The sequence below is a fragment of the Pseudomonas sp. NFPP04 genome (genome assembly GCF_900113815.1).
GTDB classification, from domain to species: Bacteria; Pseudomonadota; Gammaproteobacteria; order Pseudomonadales; family Pseudomonadaceae; genus Aquipseudomonas; species Aquipseudomonas extremorientalis.
In genome coordinates, this window is record NZ_FOQS01000002.1 from 438,582 (window position 1) to 459,702 (window position 21,121).

A 21,121-nucleotide genomic window follows, 5' to 3' on the forward strand; every position below is an offset into this window, starting at 1 on the left:
GCGGGTTACGAGCCTTTTGGCCACGAACAATAGCAGCCCACCGCCAGGGTGTGAGTAGCATTTATCTCGCGCCCCGCTTCAAGGGCCTTCAGGATCGGCTCAATAAAGCTGTTGCTGGAATTGCACGTAAGGCCCTCGCTGTAGGGCCCGAAATACGCGAGCTTGCCTGTGCGATCCCAGATCCCCACGGCCGGGCTGGCCGGCACCTGGTCGGCGCCGGGCAGGGCGGTGAGGGTTTTCATCGTGCGCAGGTTGTCGGGCAGTTGGCCGTGGCTGCCGGGCTTTTGCAGGGCGTAGAACTCGACGCCTTGGCGCGCGTACTGCTCGATCAACTCGCCCAGGTGCTGCTGGTTGCCGACGTTGCACGGGCAGGCTGGGTCCCAGAAGTGCACCAGGCGGATCGGGCCGGGGCCGGCGAGGTCGGCGGGCAGCTTCAATGGATCACCGGAAAACACCGCCGTGTGTTCGCTGAAGGCGCGCAGGTAGCGGCCCTGGAACCAGTCATACGCCGCCCACAGCACGCCGGCGCAGATAACCAGGATCAGGCTGGCGAATAGAGCGGTGCGGTAGGGCTGTCGCATTCAGATGTATCCTCGAAGGTCGCGTAGCTTGCCATGCTTGTCCTGACAGATGAATATCGCAGCTCGATATTCATCTTCGCCGCCAGTCTGGAAGCCTTTATGCCTGTCACCTTTGACCCCGATCATCTGCGCGAAAGCTTGCAGCCCCTGGTGGATGCGCAACCGCTTTCAGCCGAGGCACGGGTCTACCAGCGTTTCTATGGGCTGGACCAGGCGGTGAGTCGCCTGGGGCGCTTCGAGGTGGATGGATTCGAGGTGGTCGCGCAAGTGTGGTGGCCGCCCACACCGGTGGCCACGATGTTCATGTTCCACGGCTTCTACGACCACATGGGGCTGTACCGTCATGTGGTGAAGTGGGCGCTGGACCAGGGCTTCGTGTTGATCGCCTGCGATCTGCCCGGGCATGGGCTGTCCAGCGGCGCGCGTGCCAGCATCGACGATTTTGCGGTGTACCAGCACGTGGTGCAGGCCCTGTTTAGCCAGGCCGAAGCCCTGCAATTACCACAACCCTGGCACCTGTTCGGGCAAAGCACCGGCGGCGCGGTGGTGGTGGACCACCTGCTCCACCACGGCGCCGACAGCCCCGCCCAGGGCAAGACCTTCCTGCTGTCCCCCCTGGTGCGGCCGCGTGCGTGGGGCTGGTCGCAGGTCAGCTATTACCTGCTGCGCCCCTTCGTCAAAGGCATTGCGCGGCGGTTCAGCGAAAACACCAACGACCCCGCGTTCAAACCGTTCCTTGAAGCCGACCCACTGCAGCCGCGCCAGTTGCCGACCGCCTGGGTGGGCTCCTTGGCGCGCTGGATCAAACACATCGAAGCCGCACCGCGCAGCCCTCGGCGGCCGGTGATCGTGCAGGGTGAAGAAGACATGACGGTGGACTGGCAGCACAACCTGCAGGTGTTGCGGAGCAAGTTCGACCAGCCGGAGGTGTTGATGCTGCCGCGTGGCAGGCATCACTTGGCCAATGAGATTCCGGAGATTCGCGAGCAGTACTTCAGGTATCTCACCCAGCACCTGAACTAAGACGATCCAAATGTGGGAGGGTGCTTGCCCCTCCCACATTTTTTACTGCGCAAGGCTTGAGGTGCTTTGGCCGACCGCCAGGCCCGCGCGAATAGCGGCAAGGGCTGCCTGGTAATACGCCTTACCTTCCGGCGACTCCGCAAACGTCGCGAATTCTTCCAACTCCGGGTCGGACAGATCCCGATAGACGTACAGCAGCGTGTTGTTCAGATCCTTGTCGATCTGCTGCATCAACCGTTCACGTTGACCGTTCAACATGCCTTGGGCCTGGCCGCCGCCCAGCAGGCCGGGGATCATCTGGCTCAGGCTGTCGGCCGCCACGCCGGCAATCGCCAGGCTGACTTCCGCGCCGGCTTCACGGGCCGGCAGGGCCTGGGCCAGGTGGCCGATGATCAGGCTGCGTGTGGCGCCGGCTTCGATTTTCGGCAAACCCTGGGCGTTTTTCGCCAGTTGGTCACGGCGGGTGGCGAGCAATTCGGCGGCGACAATCTTGCGGCCCAGGGGCGATTGGAAAAACGCCAAGGCAGGCGCAGGGTCCGCCAGGTGTTTGCGCAATTGCGCTTCGGCACGCTGGTCCATGGCCTGGGCGGCAAAGCGTTTATTGCTGTTGTCCACCAGCGCCTGGTACACCGCCGGCGGCAGGCTATTGCGATAGCGTTGCTGGGCGGCACTGAGGGCGTCATTGAAATGCGCACGTTGTTCGGCCCAGCCGGCGACCTTGTACAACTGGTCATGGCCGTCTGCCCAGGCGGGCAAAACGCAGAACATCAGCAAGGAAAAAAACAAACGACGCATAGGGACTCCTGTCAGTCGGCCACTATTGTCCGTGTCGGGCGTAGGATTTGTCGAGAAGTCCTATCAGTCACCTGACTAAAGTGCATTCAGACGCTCGGCGGCTCTGTCGGATTCACAGGCGTATGGATACTATGCGCGCCATGCAAATGCCCTTCGATCACCCCTTGCTGCAATGTATTGTCGACGACCTGGCCGAAAAGGGCTGGTCCCGACAGGACGGCTTCCTGCCCCAGGCTCTGACCCTGGAACTGGCGGCTGAGTGCCGTAAACGCAAGGCCGAAGGTGAGCTGGCCCCGGCAGCGGTAGGGCGCGGCCCGAGCCAGGAGATCCGTGAAGGCATTCGCGGTGACCACATCCAGTGGCTGGAAGAGGGCGATGCGGCGGTTTGCGACACCTATATGGCGGTGATGGACAGCCTGCGCTTGGCCATGAACCGTGGCCTGTTCCTGGGCCTGGAAGACTTCGAAAGCCATTTCGCGATGTACCCGCCGGGGGCGTTTTACCTCAAGCACCTGGATCGTTTCCGTGACGATGACCGGCGCATGGTCTCGGCGGTGATCTACTTGAACGATGCCTGGCTGCCCGAACATGGCGGCCAGTTGCGCATGTACCTCAAAAACGGCGTCGAATATGACGTGGTGCCCACCGGCGGTAGCCTGGTGGTGTTCCTGTCGGGCGAGGTGCCCCACGAAGTGATGCCCGCCACGCGCGAACGCCTGTCCCTCACCGGCTGGTTTCGCCGGCGGGGCAACGAGCCGTTCTGAGCATGCAAAAGATTCTGATCAGCCGCTGCCTGCTCGGGCACAAGGTGCGTTATGACGGTGGCGCCAGCGGGCCGTTCGACCAGTTAGCCGCGTGGCAGGCCGAGGGGCGTGTGGTTGCGATCTGCCCGGAAGTGTCGGGTGGTTTGCCAACGCCACGACCTGCTGCCGAGATCCCAGGCGGGCAGGGTGTGGATGTGTGGGAGGGGCGTGCCCAGGTGCTGACGGCCGAGGGCGAAGATTTCAGCGCAGCGTTCCTTGATGGTGCCCGCCAGGCACTGGCTCTGGTTCAACGCCACGCTATCCGCATCGCCGTGCTCAAGGCCAATAGCCCGTCCTGTGGCAACCTGCTCACCTATGACGGCACTTTTACCGGCGTGAAAGTGAGTGGCGAGGGCGTAACCGCGGCACTGCTCAAGCGCCACGGCGTGCAGGTGTTCAGTGAGCTGGAGCTGCCTGAGGCTGCGCGGGCACTGGCGCGGCTGTAGTCGGGGCCTCTGCGTCAAACCACTTTTGCGACAGCGCCTTTAATCGGCCATCCTCCTTCACCCGTTTCAGCGCCCCGTCCAGGCTCGTCTTGAACGCCGGGTTACCCTTCTGGAACGGGATCACCAAATCAGGCTTCTCGCGATAAACCTCGCTGAAATCGAACTGATCCTCAAGGTCGGCAGTCTTAGCGATATGGTTGATGGCCACGTCGTACTTGCCGGTTGCCACGCCGGGCAGCAAGTCGACGTCATCGGTGGTGATGAACGAGGAGCGCACATCCATTTCCTTTGCCAGCAGTTCACCCAGTTCCACTTCGAAACCGGTGAGTTTGTCGCCTTCCTTGAAGTTGAACGGAGGTGTATTGGCTTCAAGGGCGATGCGCAGTTCGCCACGATCGAACACATCATCGACCAGCTCGGCGTGAGCCAGGGGGCTCAGAAGGGGAAGCAGCAGTAACAGGCCAGGCGAAAAGCGCATGGTCACTCCTAGAGAATTTTTATGTGCGAGGCGCCGGTCAGCATCGCTTTGCTATGGTGTTGAGTGCCTTGGACAGCAATTTGTCGCGAAGTTGTCTTAACCCTACAGATTTCACAGAAAAACTGGAGAAGCGAATGAAAGCCCTTTTGTCCCGTGCCACCCTGGCCTCCCTGATGCTGGGTGCTTCGATGTTGGCAAACGCTGCTGATGTTCCCCGCACCCCCGCACCCAAGGGCGCCGAGGTGTTTATCGTCTCGCCCAAAGATGGCGCCACCGTCGACAAGACCTTCACCGTCAAGTTTGGCGTGAAGGGGCTGGACCTGGAACCGATCGACAAGCAGGTGCCCGGTGCCGGTCACCATCACCTGCTGGTCGACCAGGACGTGAAGTCGCTCAAAGCAGACGAGGCGATCCCGGCCACCGCCACCTCTATCCATTTCGGCAAGGCGCAAACCGAAACCGAACTGACACTGGCCCCAGGCAAGCACACCTTGCAACTGGTGGCGGGCGATAACGTGCACCGCCAGTTCGAGCCCACTGTAGCCTCGAAAGTGATCACGGTTAACGTCAAGTAAGATTTGTTCAGATGCAAAAAAGGGAGCCCCGAGGGGCTCCCTTTTTCGTGGTGCGGTCGAAACCTTAGAACAACACGCGGCTACGGATAGTGCCGTTGATGTGCTGCAGCTTCTCTTGCGCCAGGTCCGAGTACTCGGCGTCGACGTCGATCACCACGTAGCCGACCTTCTCGTTGGTCTGCAGGAACTGACCGGAGATGTTGATGCCGTTTTCCGCGAAGACCTTGTTGATCTCCATCATCACGCCAGGGATGTTCTGGTGGATGTGCAGCAGACGGTGTTTGCCAGGGTGAGCCGGCAGGGCCACTTCCGGGAAGTTCACGGACGATACCGAGGTACCGTTGTCGCTGTACTTGACCAGCTTCTCGGCCACTTCCAGGCCAATGTTGGCTTGGGCTTCAGCGGTGGAACCGCCGATGTGCGGGGTCAGGATCACGTTGTCCAGGCCACGCAGCGGGCTTTCGAAGATGTCGTCGTTGGAGCGAGGCTCAACCGGGAACACGTCGATGGCGGCGCCGATCAGGTGCTTGTCCTTGATCGCATCGGCCAGGGCGTCCAGCTCGACCACGGTGCCGCGTGCGGCGTTGATCAGGATGCCGCCCTTCTTGATGGCGCGGATTTCCTTCTCGCCGATCATCCACTGGGTCTCGGCAGTTTCCGGAACGTGCAGGGTCACGATGTCGGACATGCCCAGCAGCTCGGTCAGGCTGGCCACTTGGGTGGCGTTGCCCAATGGCAGCTTGGTCAGGGTGTCGTAGAAGAACACCTGCATACCGAGGCCTTCAGCCAGGACCGACAACTGAGTGCCGATCGAGCCGTAACCGACGATGCCCAGCTTCTTGCCGCGGATCTCGAAGGAGTTGGCCGCGCTCTTGATCCAGCCGCCACGGTGGCAGGAAGCGTTCTTCTCGGGAATGCCGCGCAACAACAGGATGGCCTCGGCCAGCACCAGCTCCGCCACGGAACGGGTGTTGGAGTACGGTGCGTTGAACACCGCGATGCCGCGCTCGCGCGCAGCAGAGAGGTCGACCTGGTTGGTGCCGATGCAGAAACAGCCGACCGCCACGAGTTTCTTGGCGTGATCGAAGATTTCTTCGGTCAGCTGAGTGCGGGAGCGAATGCCGATAAAGTGCGCGTCGGCGATCTTTTCCTTGAGCTGGGCTTCCGGCAGAGAACTGGTGATGTACTCAATGCTGGAGTACCCGGCGGCCTTCAGTACTTCGACGGCCGATGGGTGGACGCCTTCCAGAAGAAGGAACTTGATCTTGCTCTTATCGAGAGAAGTCTTGCTCATCTGCGTAAACCTGTATCCCGGAGAAAAATGGCAGGGAATCGGATCGCTTAAGCTGACCCGGACGGCAGGAAAGCCGTCACCGCAGAAACGCCTTTGGGCTCTGTCCTGCGGGGGCGGTATGCTAGCATACGCGCCCCGCTAAACACTCATTCCTGCGACGTGAAGCGTTCTCAGGATGACCATGAATTGTTCGAGAGTTCTGTCGATGACCCATCCTGCCCTGATTGATGAGCTAAAGACCCTGGTTGAGCCCGGCAAAGTGCTGACCGATGCAGACTCCCTGGAGGCTTACGGCAAGGATTGGACCAAGCACTTCGCACCCGCCCCGACCGCCATCGTCTTCCCCAAGACCACTGAGCAGGTCCAGGCCATCGTGCGTTGGGCCAATACCCACAAGGTGGCGCTGGTGCCATCCGGTGGGCGTACTGGCCTGTCGGCCGCTGCCGTGGCGGCCAATGGCGAAGTGGTGGTGTCGTTCGACTACATGAACCAGATCCTCGACGTGAACCTCACCGACCGCACCGCCGTGTGCCAGCCGGGCGTGGTCACCAAGCAATTGCAGAACGTTGCCGAAGAAAAAGGCCTGTACTACCCGGTGGACTTCGCGTCGTCGGGTTCCAGCCAGATTGGCGGCAACATCGGCACCAATGCCGGCGGAATCAAGGTCATTCGCTACGGCATGACCCGCAACTGGGTGGCCGGCATGAAGGTCGTCACCGGCAAGGGCGATGTACTGGAGCTGAACCGCGACCTGATCAAGAACGCTACCGGCTACGACATGCGCCAACTGTTCATCGGCGCCGAAGGCACCCTGGGCTTTGTGGTCGAAGCCACCATGCGCCTGGATCGTGCGCCGAAAAACCTCACCGCCATGGTGCTCGGCACTACTGACTTTGATTCGATCATGCCGGTATTGCACGCGTTCCAGAGCAAGCTGGACCTGACCGCCTTCGAGTTCTTCTCCGACAAGGCCCTGGCCAAGGTCATGGGCCGTGGCGACGTGCCGGCGCCGTTCGAAACCGAGTGCCCGTTCTATGCGCTGCTGGAATTCGAAGCAACCACCGAAGAAGTCGCCAACCACGCACTGGAAACCTTCGAGCACTGCGTGGAACAAGGCTGGGTGCTGGACGGTGTGATGAGCCAGAGTGAAACCCAGCTGCACAACCTGTGGAAACTGCGCGAGTACATCTCCGAGACCATTTCCCACTGGACCCCATACAAGAACGATATTTCGGTGACTGTCTCCAAAGTACCGGCGTTCTTGAAGGAAATTGACGCGATCGTCGGCGAGCACTATCCGGACTTCGAAATCGTCTGGTTCGGCCACATCGGCGACGGCAACCTGCACCTGAACATCCTCAAGCCGGAAAACCTGAGCAAGGACGAGTTCTTTGCCAAGTGCGCCACCGTAAACAAGTGGGTGTTCGAAACCGTCGAGAAATACAACGGCTCGATCTCCGCCGAACACGGCGTTGGCATGACCAAGCGCGATTACCTGACCTACAGTCGCTCGCCGGTTGAAATCGAATACATGAAGGCTGTCAAAGCGGTGTTCGACCCGAACGGGATCATGAACCCTGGCAAGATCTTCGCTGTTTAATCGCCCTGAAGGAGTCGTTCCATGAGCTACCAGCACAAGTATGTCGACGGCACCAACATCCACTTTCCGGTGGGGAAAGTGGTGTGTATCGGGCGTAACTACGCCGAACATGCCAAGGAACTGGACAACCCGGTACCGACCGAACCGTTGCTGTTCATCAAGCCGGGCAGCTGTGTGGTGCCGTTGGGCGACAGTTTCACTATCCCCACCGAGCGCGGTTCGGTGCATTACGAAGCGGAGATCGCGGTGTTGATCGGCAAGCCATTGTCGAACAAGCCCAGCCGTGAAGAAGTGCTGGATGCCATCTCCGGCTTCGCCCCGGCCCTGGACCTGACCCTGCGCGACAAGCAGGCCGAGTTGAAAGCCAAGGGCCTGCCGTGGGAAATCGCCAAGTCCTTCGACGGCGCGGCGGTGATTGCGCCGTTCGTGGTGGGCAGTACCTTTGCGGACGTGACCGACATCGGCATCCGCCTGACCATCAATGGCGAGTTGCGCCAGGACGGCAACAGCGCGCAGATGCTCAACCCGATCATCCCGATGATCCAGCACATGGCCGGCTGCTTCTCGCTGCAGGCGGGCGACGTGATCCTCACCGGCACCCCGGCCGGTGTAGGCCCGCTGAATGTGGGGGATGAGTTGGTGCTGGAACTGGCGGGCCAGCATCGTTTTGAAAGCGTTGTTCGTTAAGCACTGACAAAACGCGGTCAAAATTGTGGGAGGGGGCTTGCCCCCGATGGCGGTTTATCAGTCAAACATCTGTTGCCTGACACTCAGCAATCGGGGGCAAGCCCCCTCCCACATCCCAGGCTTTTGCATTTTTTTCACACGCCATCCGGATAATCCTCAGCCTCGTTCGCGCAGGCCCGTTGTTCCTGTGCTATCACCTAACGCTGACTTTCCGGAAAAAGCGCCCAATGGCCGTGTCCCTGCCCTCCGCTTCACCCAAGCCGCGTTCCCGTTTTGCCATGCGCTGGTATTCCTGGCTGTTGCTGACAGGGGTGATCCTGTATGGCGTGGCCTGGGCCCTGCACTGGGATGATCGCGGTGTGTTGTGGGTGCTGGAGCGCTTTGAGACGCCGGCTGAACGCCAGCAGAGCGTATGGCTGCCGGACTACCATGCGGTCATCGATGGCAAGCTCTTACCCGGGATGGAGAAGGACGAAGCGTCAGACGTTGCCTACAACCCACAGACCAAAACCCTGTTTTCCGTGATGGGCAAAAACCCGTTCCTGGCCGAGTTGAGCCTGCAAGGCGATGTATTGCGCAAGATGCCGCTCAACGGCTGGGACAACCCGGAAGGCGTGACCGTGATGGAGAATGGCCTGTTGGCGGTGGTCGACGAGCGCCAGCACACCCTGACCATCGTCAAGGTCGATGCGAGCACCACCCAACTGAACAAGGCCGACTTCACCAGCTATGACCTAGGCCCGTCCAAGGACCAGAACAAGGCCTTCGAAGCCATCACCTGGGACAAGCGTAACCAGCAGTTGATCCTTGGCGAAGAGCGCCCGCCCGCGCTGTTTACCTGGAAAAGCGACGGCGGCCCGACCCTGGCGGGCGATAAACAAACGCTGGCGAGCAAAGAACTGGACATGCGCAACCTCTCGGCCCTGTCCGTCGACCCGCGTACCGGGCATTTGCTGGTGCTGTCGGCCGACTCCCATCTGTTGCTGGAGCTGGACGAGAAGGGCCAGCAAGTCAGCTTCATGACCCTGCTCGGCGGTTTCAACGGCCTCAAGCGCACCATTCCCCGTGCCGAAGGGGTGACCATGGACGAGGAGGGCACGCTGTACATCGTCAGTGAGCCAAACCTGTTCTATCGGTTCGAAAAGCAGAAATAGCACACCGATTACGTCAGATATGTCTCTGTGAGCGGCATCTGCCAGACATCCGGGCGTGTTTAAGTTTAAATTCAGATGGGCGTGATATTCATTCGCCACTTTTGAATTTGAGCCCGCCCGATGCAACGACTAGCCCGCCCCAAACCCCTGTTCATCATGCTTGCGCTGATCGCCCTGGTCAGCGCCGGGGCCGTTGCGCAGCATTTTCGCCTGTTCGAACGTGCCTGGTTCAATTGGCAGGTATGGCGCCAGCCAGCGGACGAACGCTCCATCGGGCTGGCGGACTACCGCGTCACGCTGGAGGCCCAGGCCATTGAGGGGCTCGACGACGATGTCTCGGCCCTGACCTACGACCCGGTGCGCAAAAGCCTGTTCACCGTCACCAATAAAAACGCCGAGCTGATCGAGTTGTCCCTGGAAGGCAAGATCTTGCGGCGCATCCCCTTGATCGGGTTCGGCGATGCCGAAGCCGTGGAGTTCATCAGCGACAACATCTATGTCATCAGCGATGAGCGCCAGCAGCGGCTGATCAAGGTGCATGTGGACGATGACACCCAATTCCTCGACGCCGCTGACGCGGAGCAGATGACCCTGGGCCTGCACGTCGGTGGCAACAAGGGCTTTGAAGGCCTGGCCTACGACTCGGTGGGCAAGCGCCTGTTCGTGGCCAAGGAGCGCGACCCGATGCTGATCTATGAGGTGCATGGCTTCCCGCATTTCAAACCGGAAAAAACCTACTCGGTACACGTGATCAATAACCCCAAGCGCGACGCCGGGTTGTTTGTGCGTGACCTGTCGAGCCTGCAATACGATGAGCGCAGCGGCCATCTGCTGGCGCTGTCGGATGAGTCGTTTCTGGTGTTGGAACTGGATATCGACGGTCGCCCGTTGAGCAGTCTGTCACTGCTCAACGGACGCCATGGCCTGACGAAGCGAGTGCCGCAGGCCGAAGGCATCGCCATGGATGACGAGGGCGCGCTGTACCTCGTCAGCGAGCCGAACCTGTTCTACGTCTTCAAGAAGCCTTGAGGGTTTTGACGCCTTCGGCGGTGCCCAGCAGCAGCACATCGGCCGGACGCGCCGCGAACAGGCCGTTGGTGACCACGCCGACAATCGCGTTGATCTGCGTTTCAAGCTCCACCGGATTGGTGATCTGCATGTTGAACACATCGAGGATAATGTTGCCGTTGTCGGTCAGCACACCTTCACGGTACACCGGGTCGCCGCCCAGCTTCACCAGCTCGCGGGCCACGTGGCTGCGGGCCATCGGGATCACTTCCACTGGTAACGGGAAGGCACCGAGCACCGGCACCAGCTTGCTGGCGTCGGCGATGCAGATGAAGGTCTTGGCCACGGCCGCGACGATCTTCTCGCGGGTCAGGGCTGCGCCGCCGCCCTTGATCAGGTTCAGGTGTTCGTCGCTTTCATCGGCGCCGTCGATGTAGAACTCCAGGTCGCTCACGGTGTTGAGCTCGTACACCGGAATGCCGTGGCCCTTGAGGCGTGCGGCGGTGGCTTCGGAGCTGGCCACGGCGCCATCGAATGCGCCCTTGTGCTGGGCCAGTGCATCGATAAAGCAGTTGGCGGTGGAGCCGGTGCCGACACCGACGATGCTCTTGTCGTCGAGTTTAGGAAGGATTAAATCGACGGCGGCCTGGGCCACTGCCTGTTTGAGTTGATCCTGGGTCATGCGGGCTCCGGAACGGGCGGGGAGTTATCGAGGGGCGCGAGTATAACCCAACAAAACCTCTGGATTCGTGTGGTCGCCCGCCCAAACGCTGGGTTAGACTCCTTGGCCCTGCCCAACCCGCCCAGTGATATCCGCCGATGCTTGAACAGTACGTCAAAAAGATCCTCACCTCGCGCGTTTACGACGTTGCCGTAGAAACACCGTTGCAGACCGCCCGTCAGCTCTCCGAGCGGCTGGGCAACCAGGTCTGGCTCAAGCGTGAAGACTTGCAGCCGGTGTTCTCGTTCAAGATTCGCGGCGCCTATAACAAGCTGACCCAACTGAGCGCCGAAGAACGTGCGCGCGGCGTGGTCACCGCGTCGGCCGGCAACCATGCCCAGGGCCTGGCCCTGGCGGCGAAGGTGCTGGGGGTCAAGGCCACCATCGTGATGCCCAAGACCACGCCTGAAATCAAGGTCGAAGGCGTGCGCTCCCGTGGCGGCAAAGTGGTGCTGCATGGCGATTCGTTCCCGGAAGCCCTTGCCTACTCGCTCAAACTGGTCGACGAAAAAGGCTACGTGTATATCCACCCCTACGATGATCCGCACACCATTGCCGGGCAGGGCACCGTGGCGATGGAGATCCTGCGCCAGCATCCAGGGCCGCTGGACGCGATTTTCGTACCGGTGGGCGGCGGCGGGCTGATCGCCGGTATTGCGGCGTACGTGAAATACCTGCGCCCCGAGATCAAGATCATCGGCGTCGAGCCGGACGACTCCAACTGCCTGCAAGCCGCCATGGCTGCTGGCGAGCGCGTTGTGCTGCCGACCGTGGGCATCTTTGCCGATGGCGTGGCGGTGGCGCAGATCGGCCAGCACACCTTCGACATCTGCAAGGACTATGTGGATGAAGTGATCACCGTGAACACCGACGAGATCTGTGCGGCGATCAAGGACATCTACGACGATACCCGTTCCATCACCGAGCCGGCAGGGGCTTTGGGCGTGGCCGGGATCAAGAAGTACGTCGAGACCCGTGGCGTCACCGGACAGACTCTGGTCGCCATCGACTCCGGCGCCAACGTCAACTTCGACCGCCTGCGCCACGTGGCCGAACGCGCCGAGCTGGGTGAAGGCCGCGAAGCCATCATCGCCGTGACCATCCCCGAGAAGCCCGGCAGCTTCAAGGCGTTCTGCGAGGCCGTGGGTAAACGCCAGATCACCGAATTCAACTACCGCTACCACTCCGGCAGCGAGGCGCACATCTTTGTCGGCGTACAGACCCATCCGGAAAACGATCCGCGCAGTGCCCTGATCGCCAGTCTGACCCGCCAGGGGTTCCCGGTGCTGGACCTGACCGAGAACGAACTGGCCAAGTTGCACATTCGTCACATGGTGGGCGGGCACGCGGCCAAGGTCAGCGATGAAGTGGTGTTGCGCTTCGAGTTTCCGGAGCGTCCGGGGGCGTTGTTCAACTTTCTTAACAAATTGGGCGGGCGCTGGAACATCTCGATGTTCCACTATCGCAACCACGGCGCAGCAGACGGCCGTGTAGTCGCCGGCCTGCAAGTGCCGGCGGATGAACGTCACCTGGTACCGGCCGCCCTGGAAGCCATCGGCTACCCGTACTGGGATGAAAGCGATAACCCGGCCTACAAACTGTTCCTCGGTTGAGCGACTACGCTGAAGGGGCGGCCTTCAAGGAAAACGACACATGGAAACCCTGACCACCCTGAAAGTTATCCACATGGCAGCCACCGTGGTGTTGCTGCTCAGTGGCCTTGGCCTGGCGCTGCTGGCCTGGCGCAAACGCAGCGCCGGCCCGGCGGTGACCGTGCAGCGCCCGTGGGCGTTCGTCTGGTTGCTGATGGGCGCGTGCGTGGTCAGCATGCCGTTTACCGGCTGGTGGCTGGTGCACCTGGTTGGCTGGCCGCTGGGCCAGACCTGGATCCTGGGTTCCAGCATCCTCTATACCGTGGCGGCGCTGGCCTGGTTCTGGCTGGTGGCGCGGCTCAATCGCCTGCGCAAAGGCGAGGGTGGTAGCCTGAACTTCACGCTGGTGCTGGCGGTGGTCAGTCTGGCGGGGTTTGTGGCGATTGCCGGTCTGATGGGCGCCAAGCCGGTTTAAGGCTTTGGACCGCGTCGTCTGCATCGGGGGCAAGCCCCCTCCCACATTTTGACCGTGTGAACCCGATCAAGTGTGGGAGGGGGCTTGCCCCCGATAGCTTCATCAGCTGCGCAGCGTGATCACCGGCCAGCCGCGTTTCTCGGCCTCGGCCCGCAGATTCGGGTCCGGATCCACCGCCACCGGGTGAGTCACTTGCTCCAGCAGCGGCAAGTCGTTCATCGAGTCGCTATAGAAATAGCTGTCTTGCAGGCTGTACCCGGTTTCCTCCAGCCAGCGGTTCAAGCGGGTCACCTTTCCTTCACGGAAGCACGGCACATCGGTGCTGCGCCCGGTGTAGCGGCCGTTTTCCATCTCGCACTCGGTGGCGATCAAGGTTTCAACGCCCAGGCGTGCGGCAATCGGCGCGGTGACGAAACGGTTGGTGGCGGTGATGATGACCAACTTGTCACCGGCGGCGCGGTGTTTGGCCAGCAGCTCAATGGCCAGCGGCAGCATGATCGGCTCGATGCAGTCGCGCATATAGTCGTTGTGCCACTCGTTCAACTGGGTGATCTCGGTGCGGCCGAGGATCTCCAGGCAGAAGTTCAGGTAGGCGGCGTTGTCCAGCTTGCCGGCCAGGTAATCCTGGTAGAACTCGTCGTTGCGGGCCTTGTAGGCCACCGGGTCGAGAATCCCGCGTTCACAGAGGTAATCGCCCCAGGCGTGATCGCTGTCACCGCCGAGAAGGGTGTTGTCCAAGTCGAATAAAGCCAGGCGCATTGCAGTTACTCGCTGAAAAGTCTGTAAAAAGGCGTCCAGAATACGGTCTTTTCACAAGAGTGCACATAAGGTACGAAGCCTCGTTGCCGCTTCATCAACCTTTGTGGAACAATGCGGCGACATGCGTTTGCGAGGTTGTTGCCGTGATCGACCCCGATGGTTTCCGTCCTAATGTCGGGATTATTCTTACGAATGATGCCGGACAGGTGCTATGGGCTCGCCGAATCAACCAAGATGCCTGGCAGTTTCCTCAAGGTGGAATCAACCCCGACGAGACCCCTGAAGACGCCTTGTACCGCGAGTTGAACGAAGAAGTCGGCCTTGAGCGCGAAGATGTGCAGATTCTGGCCTGTACCCGTGGCTGGTTGCGCTATCGTTTGCCGCAACGCCTGGTGCGTACCCACAGCCAACCGCTGTGTATCGGCCAGAAGCAGAAATGGTTTCTCCTGCGCCTGATCTCCAATGAGCAGCGGGTGCGGATGGATTTGACCGGTAAACCGGAGTTCGATGGCTGGCGCTGGGTCAGCTATTGGTATCCGTTGGGCCAGGTGGTGACATTCAAGCGCGAGGTTTATCGTCGCGCGCTCAAAGAGCTTGCCCCGCGCCTTTTAGCGCGCGACTGACGACGGAGTTCGACCCCGAGCCATGCTCAATACGCTGCGCAAGATCGTCCAGGAAGTTAACTCCGCCAAGGATCTCAAGGCGGCGTTGGGGATTATTGTGTTGCGCGTCAAGGAAGCCATGGGCAGCCAGGTCTGCTCGGTTTACCTGCTGGACCCCGAGACCAACCGTTTTGTGCTGATGGCCACGGAGGGCTTGAACAAGCGCTCCATCGGCAAGGTCAGCATGGCGCCCAATGAAGGTCTGGTGGGCCTGGTGGGGACGCGTGAAGAACCCCTGAACCTTGAAAACGCGGCCGATCACCCGCGTTATCGCTACTTTGCCGAAACCGGTGAAGAGCGTTACGCCTCGTTCCTTGGGGCACCGATCATTCACCACCGCCGCGTCGTCGGCGTGTTGGTCATCCAGCAGAAAGAGCGCCGTCAGTTCGACGAAGGTGAAGAAGCCTTCCTCGTGACCATGAGCGCGCAGCTCGCCGGGGTTATCGCCCACGCCGAGGCCACTGGCTCGATTCGCGGCCTGGGGCGCGAAGGCAAGGGTATCCAGGAAGCCAAGTTCGTTGGTGTACCCGGTTCGCCAGGCGCTGCGGTCGGTACGGCGGTGGTCATGCTGCCGCCGGCGGATCTGGACGTGGTGCCGGACAAGACCGTCACCGACATCGACGCTGAAATCAAACTGTTCAAGACCGCCCTGGAAGGCGTGCGCGCCGACATGCGCAACCTGTCGACCAAGCTGGCCACCCAACTGCGCCCCGAAGAGCGCGCGCTGTTCGACGTGTACCAGATGATGCTCGACGACGCGTCGCTGGGTAATGAAGTCAAGACCGTGATCAAGACCGGCCAGTGGGCCCAGGGTGCGCTGCGCCAGGTGGTCACCGATCACGTCAACCGTTTCGAACTGATGGACGACGCCTACCTGCGCGAACGGGCCTCGGATGTGCGCGACCTCGGTCGCCGTCTGCTGGCGTACCTGCAGGAAGATCGCACCACCAACCTGGTCTACCCCGACAACACCATCCTGATCAGCGAAGAGCTGACCGCGACGATGCTTGGCGAAGTGCCGGAAGGCAAACTGGTCGGCCTGGTGTCGGTACTCGGCTCGGGTAACTCCCACGTCGCGATCCTGGCCCGGGCCATGGGCATCCCGACGGTGATGGGCCTGGTGGACCTGCCGTATTCCAAGGTGGATGGTATCGACATGATTGTCGATGGCCATCGCGGCGAAGTCTTCACCAACCCCAGCGAAGTGCTGCGCAAGCAATACGCCGAAGTGGTCGAGGAAGAGAAGCAACTGGCGCTGGGCCTCGATTCATTGCGCGAGTTGCCATGCGTGACCACCGATGGTCACCGTGTGCCGCTGCTGGTGAATACCGGCCTGCTCGCCGACGTGGCTCGTGCGCAACAGCGTGGCGCCGAAGGGGTGGGGCTGTACCGCACCGAAGTGCCGTTCATGATCAACCAGCGTTTCCCGAGCGAGAAGGAGCAGCTGGCGATCTATCGCGAGCAACTGCAGGCCTTCCATCCGTTGCCGGTGACCATGCGCAGCCTGGACATCGGCGGCGACAAGTCACTGTCGTATTTCCCGATCAAAGAGGACAACCCGTTCCTCGGCTGGCGCGGCATTCGCGTCACCCTCGACCACCCGGAAATCTTCCTGGTTCAGACCCGCGCCATGCTCAAGGCCAGCGAAGGCCTGAACAACCTGCGCATCCTGCTGCCGATGATCTCCGGCACCCATGAGCTGGAAGAGGCGCTGCACCTGATCCACCGTGCCTGGGGCGAAGTACGCGACGAAGGCGCCGACGTACCGATGCCGCCGATTGGCGTGATGATCGAGATTCCGGCGGCGGTGTACCAGGCCAAGGAACTGGCGCGGCAGGTGGACTTCCTGTCAGTGGGGTCCAACGACCTGACTCAATACCTGCTGGCTGTGGACCGTAACAACCCACGGGTGGCCGACCTCTACGACTACCTGCACCCGGCGGTGCTGCAAGCCCTGCAACATGTGGTGCGCGACGCCCATGCCGAAGGCAAGCCGGTGAGCATCTGCGGCGAAATGGCTGGTGACCCGGCGGCGGCGGTGCTGTTGATGGCGATGGGCTTTGACAGCCTGTCGATGAACGCCACCAACTTGCCTAAGGTGAAGTGGATGCTGCGCCAGGTGGAGCTGAGCATGGCCAAGGAGCTGCTGGCGAAGTTGATGACTATCGACAACCCGCAGGTTATCCACAGCTCGTTGCAGTTAGCCTTGAAAAACCTGGGACTGACGCGGATGATCAACCCGGCCTCGGCCAAAACCTTGTAAGGCCTGACACAAATCAAAATGTGGGAGGGGGCTTGCCCCCGATGAGGGAGTGTCAGCAGCAAATGTGTTGCTGACACACCGCTATCGGGGGCAAGCCCCCTCCCACATTTGGTTTTGTGGTGTGGCTAGATATTGAGTTCAACCTCGCCAAGCCGCCCACCATGCGGCCCAAAACTGCGCTCCACCATCCGCCGCGACCCATCCGCATTCACGATCAACGCCGTACTCGCCCTGGTCCCATAACTTGGGCTGGCGATAAACACGCTCGACAATAAACTTTCCGTCGCCAACCCCACCCCTGTATCTGGCAGATCGGCAAACGGCGCTGTCTGCGGATCACTCAAAATCCCCAACAGTGCCTCCGGCTGCGGATCATCCAACAGCGCGCTCAACGCCGCCCTGGCCTTGAGCAACTTAGGCCACGGCGTATCCAGCCCCGCGTTGGATAGCCCATACACCCCGGCCTTCAGGCGCGTGGGCTCGGTATGGTTGGCGTTGTAATGCCACAGCTCATCCCGCGTGCCCACCAGCAGATTGAATCCGGCATATTCAATCGAACGGCCGTTAACATCGGCTAAATATTCGTCAATCGGCAGCGAACCGTTGAGAAACCGCGCCACTAATTCCCCCCGTGACTTACGGGCCGGCGGTTGATGAGGATCACGGATATTGGTCAGGGCAGCGAAGCGCCCGTCGGCGTTCACGCCCAGCCAAGTGCCACCGGCTTCCTGGTCACGGCCGGCGTACACCTGTGGCGCATCCGGCCACTGGGCCAGCGGCAGGCTGGGGCGGGCGTAGAACTCATCGCGGTTGGCCGCGACGATCAGCGGCTGGGCGTGGCCCGGCCGCCAGGCAAAAACAATCAGGCACATCAGGCGATCCCTTTTGTGTTTTCAACCACTCTACCCACTCAAGCAGAGGCGTTCCATCGTATCCAGTTGGGTCGCATGCCTTCCATCCGTTAACATGCCGGACTTGGTTCGGGGGCTCCCATGGAATTTCTGCTGTATTTGCTGCTCGGCGCCTGTGCGGGCGTGCTCGCCGGGCTGTTCGGCGTGGGCGGCGGGATCATCATCGTGCCGGTGCTGGTGTTCAGCTTCACCTTGCAGGGGTTTGACCCGCAGGTGCTGACCCACCTGGCGGTGGGTACTTCCCTGGCGACGATCATCTTTACCTCGGTGAATGCCGTGCGTGAACACCACCGGCGGGGCGCGGTGCGTTGGCCGATCTTTGTGTGGATGACCGTGGGCATCCTGATTGGCGCCGGCTTTGGCGCGCTGACTGCCGAGGCGATTTCCGGCCCGCACCTGCAAAAGATCATTGGCGTGTTTGCCTTGCTGGTGGCCGTGCAGCTGGCCCTGGAGGTCAAGCCCAAGGCCAGCCGTACGGTGCCGGGCAAGGTTGGCCTGACCGTGGCGGGGACGTTTATCGGCTGGGCCTCGGCGATTTTCGGAATTGGCGGCGGTTCGCTGACCGTGCCATTCCTGACCTGGCGCAGCGTGCCGATGCAGCAGGCGGTGGCCACTTCATCGGCCTGTGGCTTGCCGATTGCGATGGCCAGTGCATTAAGTTTCATGATTCTGGGCTGGCATGACCCGCTGTTGCCCGCTCATAGTCTAGGGTTCGTGTATTTGCCAGCGCTGTTGGGCATTGCCCTGACCAGCATGGTGTTCGCCCGTTTCGGCGCACGCCTGGCGCATCGCTTGTCGCCGCGTTTGCTCAAGCGGTTGTTCGCCGGGTTGCTGTTCTGTGTCGGTTTGAACTTTTTGCTTTGAAAAACCTTGAGTAATGCAGGCTTAATCGCGGCCCGGCATGGTCCGCACGCCTAACGAATGATTTAACGAGGAGTCGCAATGCTGCCTTACCCGCAGATCGACCCGGTGGCCCTGGCCATCGGTCCGCTGAAAATCCACTGGTACGGGTTGATGTACCTGATCGGCATCGGCGGTGCCTGGTTTCTGGCCTCCCGACGCCTGAACCGGTTCGACCCGACCTGGACCAAGGAGAAACTCTCCGACATGGTCTTCTGGCTGTCGATGGGGGTGATTGTCGGCGGGCGACTCGGCTACGTGCTGTTCTATGATCTGTCCGCGTACATCGCCAACCCGACATTGATCTTCGAAGTATGGAAAGGCGGCATGGCGTTCCACGGCGGCTTTATCGGTGTGATGATCGCTGCCTGGTGGTTCGGTCGCCGCAACGGCAAGTCGTTCTTCCAACTGATGGACTTCGTCGCGCCGATGGTGCCGATCGGCCTGGGCGCCGGGCGTATCGGCAACTTCATCAACGCCGAGTTGTGGGGCAAGCCGACCGACGTGCCGTGGGCCATGGTGTTCCCGCCGTTCAGCGATCCGGCGCAACTGCCGCGCCACCCGTCGCAGCTCTACCAGTTTGCGTTGGAAGGCGTGGCGCTGTTCCTTATCCTGTACATCTTTTCGCGCAAACCGCGCCCGACCATGGCGGTTTCCGGCATGTTCGCGCTGTTCTATGGGATCTTCCGCTTTATCGTCGAGTTCGTGCGTGTGCCGGATGCGCAACTGGGCTACCTGGCGTTCGGTTGGGTGACCATGGGCCAGATCCTCAGCCTGCCGATGATCATCGGTGGCCTGGGCCTGCTGTGGTGGGCGTACAACCGCCCGCAACCTCTGAAGAACACCGCGCTTTAAATTCGAATGCCCAGGTCTTTATCTGGCCTGGGCTTCAACGATACGGGTACCAACATGAAGCAATATCTCGAGCTACTGAACGACGTCGTGACCAATGGATTGACCAAGGGCGATCGCACCGGTACCGGCACCAAAGCCGTGTTTGCCCGTCAGTATCGGCATAACCTGGCCGACGGCTTCCCGCTGCTGACCACCAAGAAGCTTCACTTCAAAAGCATTGCCAATGAACTGATCTGGATGTTGAGCGGCAACACCAACATCAAGTGGCTGAACGAAAACGGCGTGCGCATCTGGGACGAATGGGCCACCGAAGACGGCGATCTGGGCCCGGTGTACGGCGAACAGTGGACCGCCTGGCCAACCAAGGACGGCGGCACGATCAACCAGATCGACTACATGGTCCACACCCTCAAGACCAACCCCAACAGCCGCCGCATCCTGTTCCACGGCTGGAACGTCGAGTACCTGCCGGACGAAACCAAGAGCCCCCAGGAAAACGCCCGCAACGGCAAACAAGCCCTGCCACCGTGCCACCTGCTGTACCAGGCGTTCGTGCATGACGGTCACCTGTCGATGCAGTTGTATATCCGCAGCTCCGACGTCTTCCTCGGCCTGCCGTACAACACCGCCGCGCTGGCCTTGCTCACCCATATGCTGGCCCAGCAGTGCGACCTGATCCCCCATGAGATCATCGTCACCACCGGCGACACCCACGCCTACAGCAACCACATGGACCAGATCCGCACCCAGCTGGCGCGCACGCCGAAGAAGCTGCCGGAACTGGTGATCAAGCGCAAACCTGCGTCGATCTACGACTATAAGTTCGAAGACTTCGAGATCGTGGGCTACGACGCCGACCCAAGCATCAAGGCTGACGTCGCCATCTAGCGACTGTCCTGGTGTTAAAGTGTGGGCTTGCGTGGGAGGGGGCTTGCCCCCGATAGCGGTGGATCAGCCAAGTATTGGGTGGCTGAAACTCCCCATCGGGGCAAGCCCCCTCCCACATTGGAACCGTGTTGCCTTGAGTTAATGGCCGTGGCTTCTGCCCACATGTGAGGGCTCGGCCTCGCTGGCGGCAACACCTCCGCTGACCTCCAGTTGCTGCAAAATCCCACAGTGATCCCCGCCACCACAGCGCTGGCGCAGGTCCAGCAATTGCTCCTGCAACGCCAACAGCCCATCGATCCGCGCTTTCACGTGGTGGATATGCTCGTCGATCAGCGCATTCACGCTTTCGCACTGGTCCTGGGGGCTGTCCCGTAGCCCCAGCAGGCTGCGGATTTCTTCCAGGGTCATGTCCAGGCTGCGGCAATTGCGGATAAACACTAACCGCTCGGTGTGTGCCTGGGTGTATACGCGGTAGTTGGCATCGGTGCGCGCCGGCGGCGGCAGCAGGCCTTCCTTCTCGTAGTAACGGATGGTTTCCACCGGACAGTCGGTCAGTTTGGCCAGTTCGCCGATCTTCATCGCAACAATCTCCAAATGGGTGCTTGACCCTATAGTGGCTACAGGGTCTTTACTTGGCAACAGGCACCTTTA

At 61.0% G+C, this 21,121-nt stretch carries 23 protein-coding genes; 15 read left to right on the forward strand and 8 right to left on the reverse strand.

Annotated features, from left to right (window positions below; genetic code table 11):
* Nucleotides 1-5: 5 nt before the first annotated feature.
* Nucleotides 6-581, reverse strand: a complete 576-nt coding sequence (locus BM017_RS05865; RefSeq protein ID WP_092241834.1) for a DUF6436 domain-containing protein — start codon at nucleotides 579-581, stop codon at nucleotides 6-8.
* A gap of 99 nt (nucleotides 582-680) precedes the next feature.
* Here BM017_RS05865 and BM017_RS05870 point away from each other — a divergent pair, with 99 nt between their 5' ends.
* Complete coding sequence (locus BM017_RS05870; protein WP_092242395.1) at nucleotides 681-1,604, forward strand: phospholipase BipL; 924 nt, start codon at nucleotides 681-683, stop codon at nucleotides 1,602-1,604.
* 42 nt (nucleotides 1,605-1,646) lie between these two features.
* On the opposite strand, the gene BM017_RS05875 is transcribed toward BM017_RS05870, so the two are convergent.
* Entirely contained in the window at nucleotides 1,647-2,399 is a 753-nt protein-coding gene (locus BM017_RS05875; RefSeq protein WP_071490422.1) for a DUF2059 domain-containing protein, read from the reverse strand.
* Nucleotides 2,400-2,530: 131 nt separating this feature from the next.
* On the opposite strand from BM017_RS05875, the gene BM017_RS05880 reads away from it, so the two are divergent.
* Both BM017_RS05880 and BM017_RS05885 read left to right on the forward strand, forming a co-directional pair.
* Nucleotides 2,531-3,163, forward strand: coding sequence for a 2OG-Fe(II) oxygenase (locus BM017_RS05880; protein WP_092241837.1), 633 nt, complete (start codon nucleotides 2,531-2,533; stop codon nucleotides 3,161-3,163).
* A gap of 2 nt (nucleotides 3,164-3,165) precedes the next feature.
* Nucleotides 3,166-3,648, forward strand: a complete 483-nt coding sequence (locus tag BM017_RS05885; protein ID WP_071490420.1) for a 2-thiouracil desulfurase family protein — start codon at nucleotides 3,166-3,168, stop codon at nucleotides 3,646-3,648.
* On the opposite strand, the gene BM017_RS05890 is transcribed toward BM017_RS05885, so the two are convergent.
* The gene (locus BM017_RS05890) at nucleotides 3,599-4,126 is read right to left on the reverse strand and encodes a transporter substrate-binding domain-containing protein (protein WP_092241839.1); all 528 of its coding nucleotides are present in this window, start codon (nucleotides 4,124-4,126) and stop codon (nucleotides 3,599-3,601) included. The two genes, BM017_RS05885 and BM017_RS05890, sit on opposite strands and share 50 nt — an antisense overlap.
* A gap of 134 nt (nucleotides 4,127-4,260) precedes the next feature.
* Between BM017_RS05890 and BM017_RS05895 the strand changes: the two genes are divergently transcribed.
* On the forward strand, nucleotides 4,261-4,701 hold the full coding sequence (locus BM017_RS05895; RefSeq protein ID WP_092241842.1) for a DUF4399 domain-containing protein: 441 nt from the start codon (nucleotides 4,261-4,263) through the stop codon (nucleotides 4,699-4,701).
* Nucleotides 4,702-4,765: 64 nt separating this feature from the next.
* On the opposite strand, the gene serA is transcribed toward BM017_RS05895, so the two are convergent.
* Nucleotides 4,766-5,995: a phosphoglycerate dehydrogenase gene (gene serA / locus BM017_RS05900; protein WP_071490418.1), complete on the reverse strand. Its 1,230-nt coding sequence runs from the start codon at nucleotides 5,993-5,995 to the stop codon at nucleotides 4,766-4,768.
* Nucleotides 5,996-6,200: 205 nt separating this feature from the next.
* Between serA and BM017_RS05910 the strand changes: the two genes are divergently transcribed.
* The 4 genes from BM017_RS05910 (at nucleotide 6,201) to BM017_RS05925 (ending at nucleotide 10,465) form a co-directional block, all read left to right on the forward strand.
* On the forward strand, nucleotides 6,201-7,595 hold the full coding sequence (locus BM017_RS05910; RefSeq protein ID WP_016979015.1) for an FAD-binding oxidoreductase: 1,395 nt from the start codon (nucleotides 6,201-6,203) through the stop codon (nucleotides 7,593-7,595).
* Nucleotides 7,596-7,616: 21 nt separating this feature from the next.
* Nucleotides 7,617-8,282, forward strand: coding sequence for a fumarylacetoacetate hydrolase family protein (locus BM017_RS05915; protein WP_092241845.1), 666 nt, complete (start codon nucleotides 7,617-7,619; stop codon nucleotides 8,280-8,282).
* A gap of 227 nt (nucleotides 8,283-8,509) precedes the next feature.
* Entirely contained in the window at nucleotides 8,510-9,436 is a 927-nt protein-coding gene (locus BM017_RS05920) for an SdiA-regulated domain-containing protein (protein WP_092241847.1), read from the forward strand.
* A 120-nt stretch (nucleotides 9,437-9,556) separates the two neighbouring features.
* Nucleotides 9,557-10,465, forward strand: a complete 909-nt coding sequence (locus tag BM017_RS05925) for an SdiA-regulated domain-containing protein (RefSeq protein WP_092241850.1) — start codon at nucleotides 9,557-9,559, stop codon at nucleotides 10,463-10,465.
* Here the strand turns inward: BM017_RS05925 and rpiA are convergent.
* On the reverse strand, nucleotides 10,452-11,126 hold the full coding sequence (rpiA, locus tag BM017_RS05930) for a ribose-5-phosphate isomerase RpiA (RefSeq protein WP_016979019.1): 675 nt from the start codon (nucleotides 11,124-11,126) through the stop codon (nucleotides 10,452-10,454). The two genes, BM017_RS05925 and rpiA, sit on opposite strands and share 14 nt — an antisense overlap.
* 137 nt (nucleotides 11,127-11,263) lie before the next feature.
* Between rpiA and ilvA the strand changes: the two genes are divergently transcribed.
* Nucleotides 11,264-12,778 (forward strand): threonine ammonia-lyase, biosynthetic, encoded by a 1,515-nt coding sequence (ilvA, locus tag BM017_RS05935; protein WP_092241852.1) that lies wholly within the window; start codon nucleotides 11,264-11,266, stop codon nucleotides 12,776-12,778.
* Between the two features lie 40 nt (nucleotides 12,779-12,818).
* Nucleotides 12,819-13,232, forward strand: coding sequence for a DUF2269 family protein (locus BM017_RS05940; RefSeq protein ID WP_092241854.1), 414 nt, complete (start codon nucleotides 12,819-12,821; stop codon nucleotides 13,230-13,232).
* Nucleotides 13,233-13,334: 102 nt separating this feature from the next.
* Here the strand turns inward: BM017_RS05940 and BM017_RS05945 are convergent, their stop codons facing one another.
* The gene (locus tag BM017_RS05945; RefSeq protein WP_092241857.1) at nucleotides 13,335-13,991 is read right to left on the reverse strand and encodes a histidinol-phosphatase; all 657 of its coding nucleotides are present in this window, start codon (nucleotides 13,989-13,991) and stop codon (nucleotides 13,335-13,337) included.
* A gap of 143 nt (nucleotides 13,992-14,134) precedes the next feature.
* Between BM017_RS05945 and BM017_RS05950 the strand changes: the two genes are divergently transcribed.
* Both BM017_RS05950 and ptsP read left to right on the forward strand, forming a co-directional pair.
* Nucleotides 14,135-14,614, forward strand: coding sequence for an RNA pyrophosphohydrolase (locus tag BM017_RS05950; RefSeq protein WP_003176750.1), 480 nt, complete (start codon nucleotides 14,135-14,137; stop codon nucleotides 14,612-14,614).
* A 22-nt stretch (nucleotides 14,615-14,636) separates the two neighbouring features.
* Nucleotides 14,637-16,916, forward strand: coding sequence for a phosphoenolpyruvate--protein phosphotransferase (ptsP, locus tag BM017_RS05955; protein WP_092241860.1), 2,280 nt, complete (start codon nucleotides 14,637-14,639; stop codon nucleotides 16,914-16,916).
* 125 nt (nucleotides 16,917-17,041) lie between these two features.
* Here ptsP and BM017_RS05960 read toward each other — a convergent pair whose 3' ends face one another.
* Entirely contained in the window at nucleotides 17,042-17,788 is a 747-nt protein-coding gene (locus BM017_RS05960; protein ID WP_092241863.1) for an NRDE family protein, read from the reverse strand.
* 120 nt (nucleotides 17,789-17,908) lie between these two features.
* Between BM017_RS05960 and BM017_RS05965 the strand changes: the two genes are divergently transcribed.
* From BM017_RS05965 to BM017_RS05975, 3 genes are all read left to right on the forward strand, one after another.
* Nucleotides 17,909-18,691, forward strand: a complete 783-nt coding sequence (locus tag BM017_RS05965) for a sulfite exporter TauE/SafE family protein (RefSeq protein ID WP_092241866.1) — start codon at nucleotides 17,909-17,911, stop codon at nucleotides 18,689-18,691.
* 78 nt (nucleotides 18,692-18,769) lie between these two features.
* Nucleotides 18,770-19,582 carry a prolipoprotein diacylglyceryl transferase gene (gene lgt, locus BM017_RS05970; RefSeq protein WP_071490408.1) on the forward strand — a complete coding sequence of 271 codons (813 nt, stop codon included), beginning with the start codon at nucleotides 18,770-18,772 and terminating at the stop codon, nucleotides 19,580-19,582.
* Nucleotides 19,583-19,636: 54 nt separating this feature from the next.
* Nucleotides 19,637-20,470: a thymidylate synthase gene (locus tag BM017_RS05975; RefSeq protein ID WP_092241868.1), complete on the forward strand. Its 834-nt coding sequence runs from the start codon at nucleotides 19,637-19,639 to the stop codon at nucleotides 20,468-20,470.
* A gap of 138 nt (nucleotides 20,471-20,608) precedes the next feature.
* On the opposite strand, the gene cadR is transcribed toward BM017_RS05975, so the two are convergent.
* Nucleotides 20,609-21,049, reverse strand: coding sequence for a Cd(II)/Pb(II)-responsive transcriptional regulator (gene cadR / locus BM017_RS05980; protein ID WP_092241870.1), 441 nt, complete (start codon nucleotides 21,047-21,049; stop codon nucleotides 20,609-20,611).
* Nucleotides 21,050-21,121: the final 72 nt, after the last annotated feature.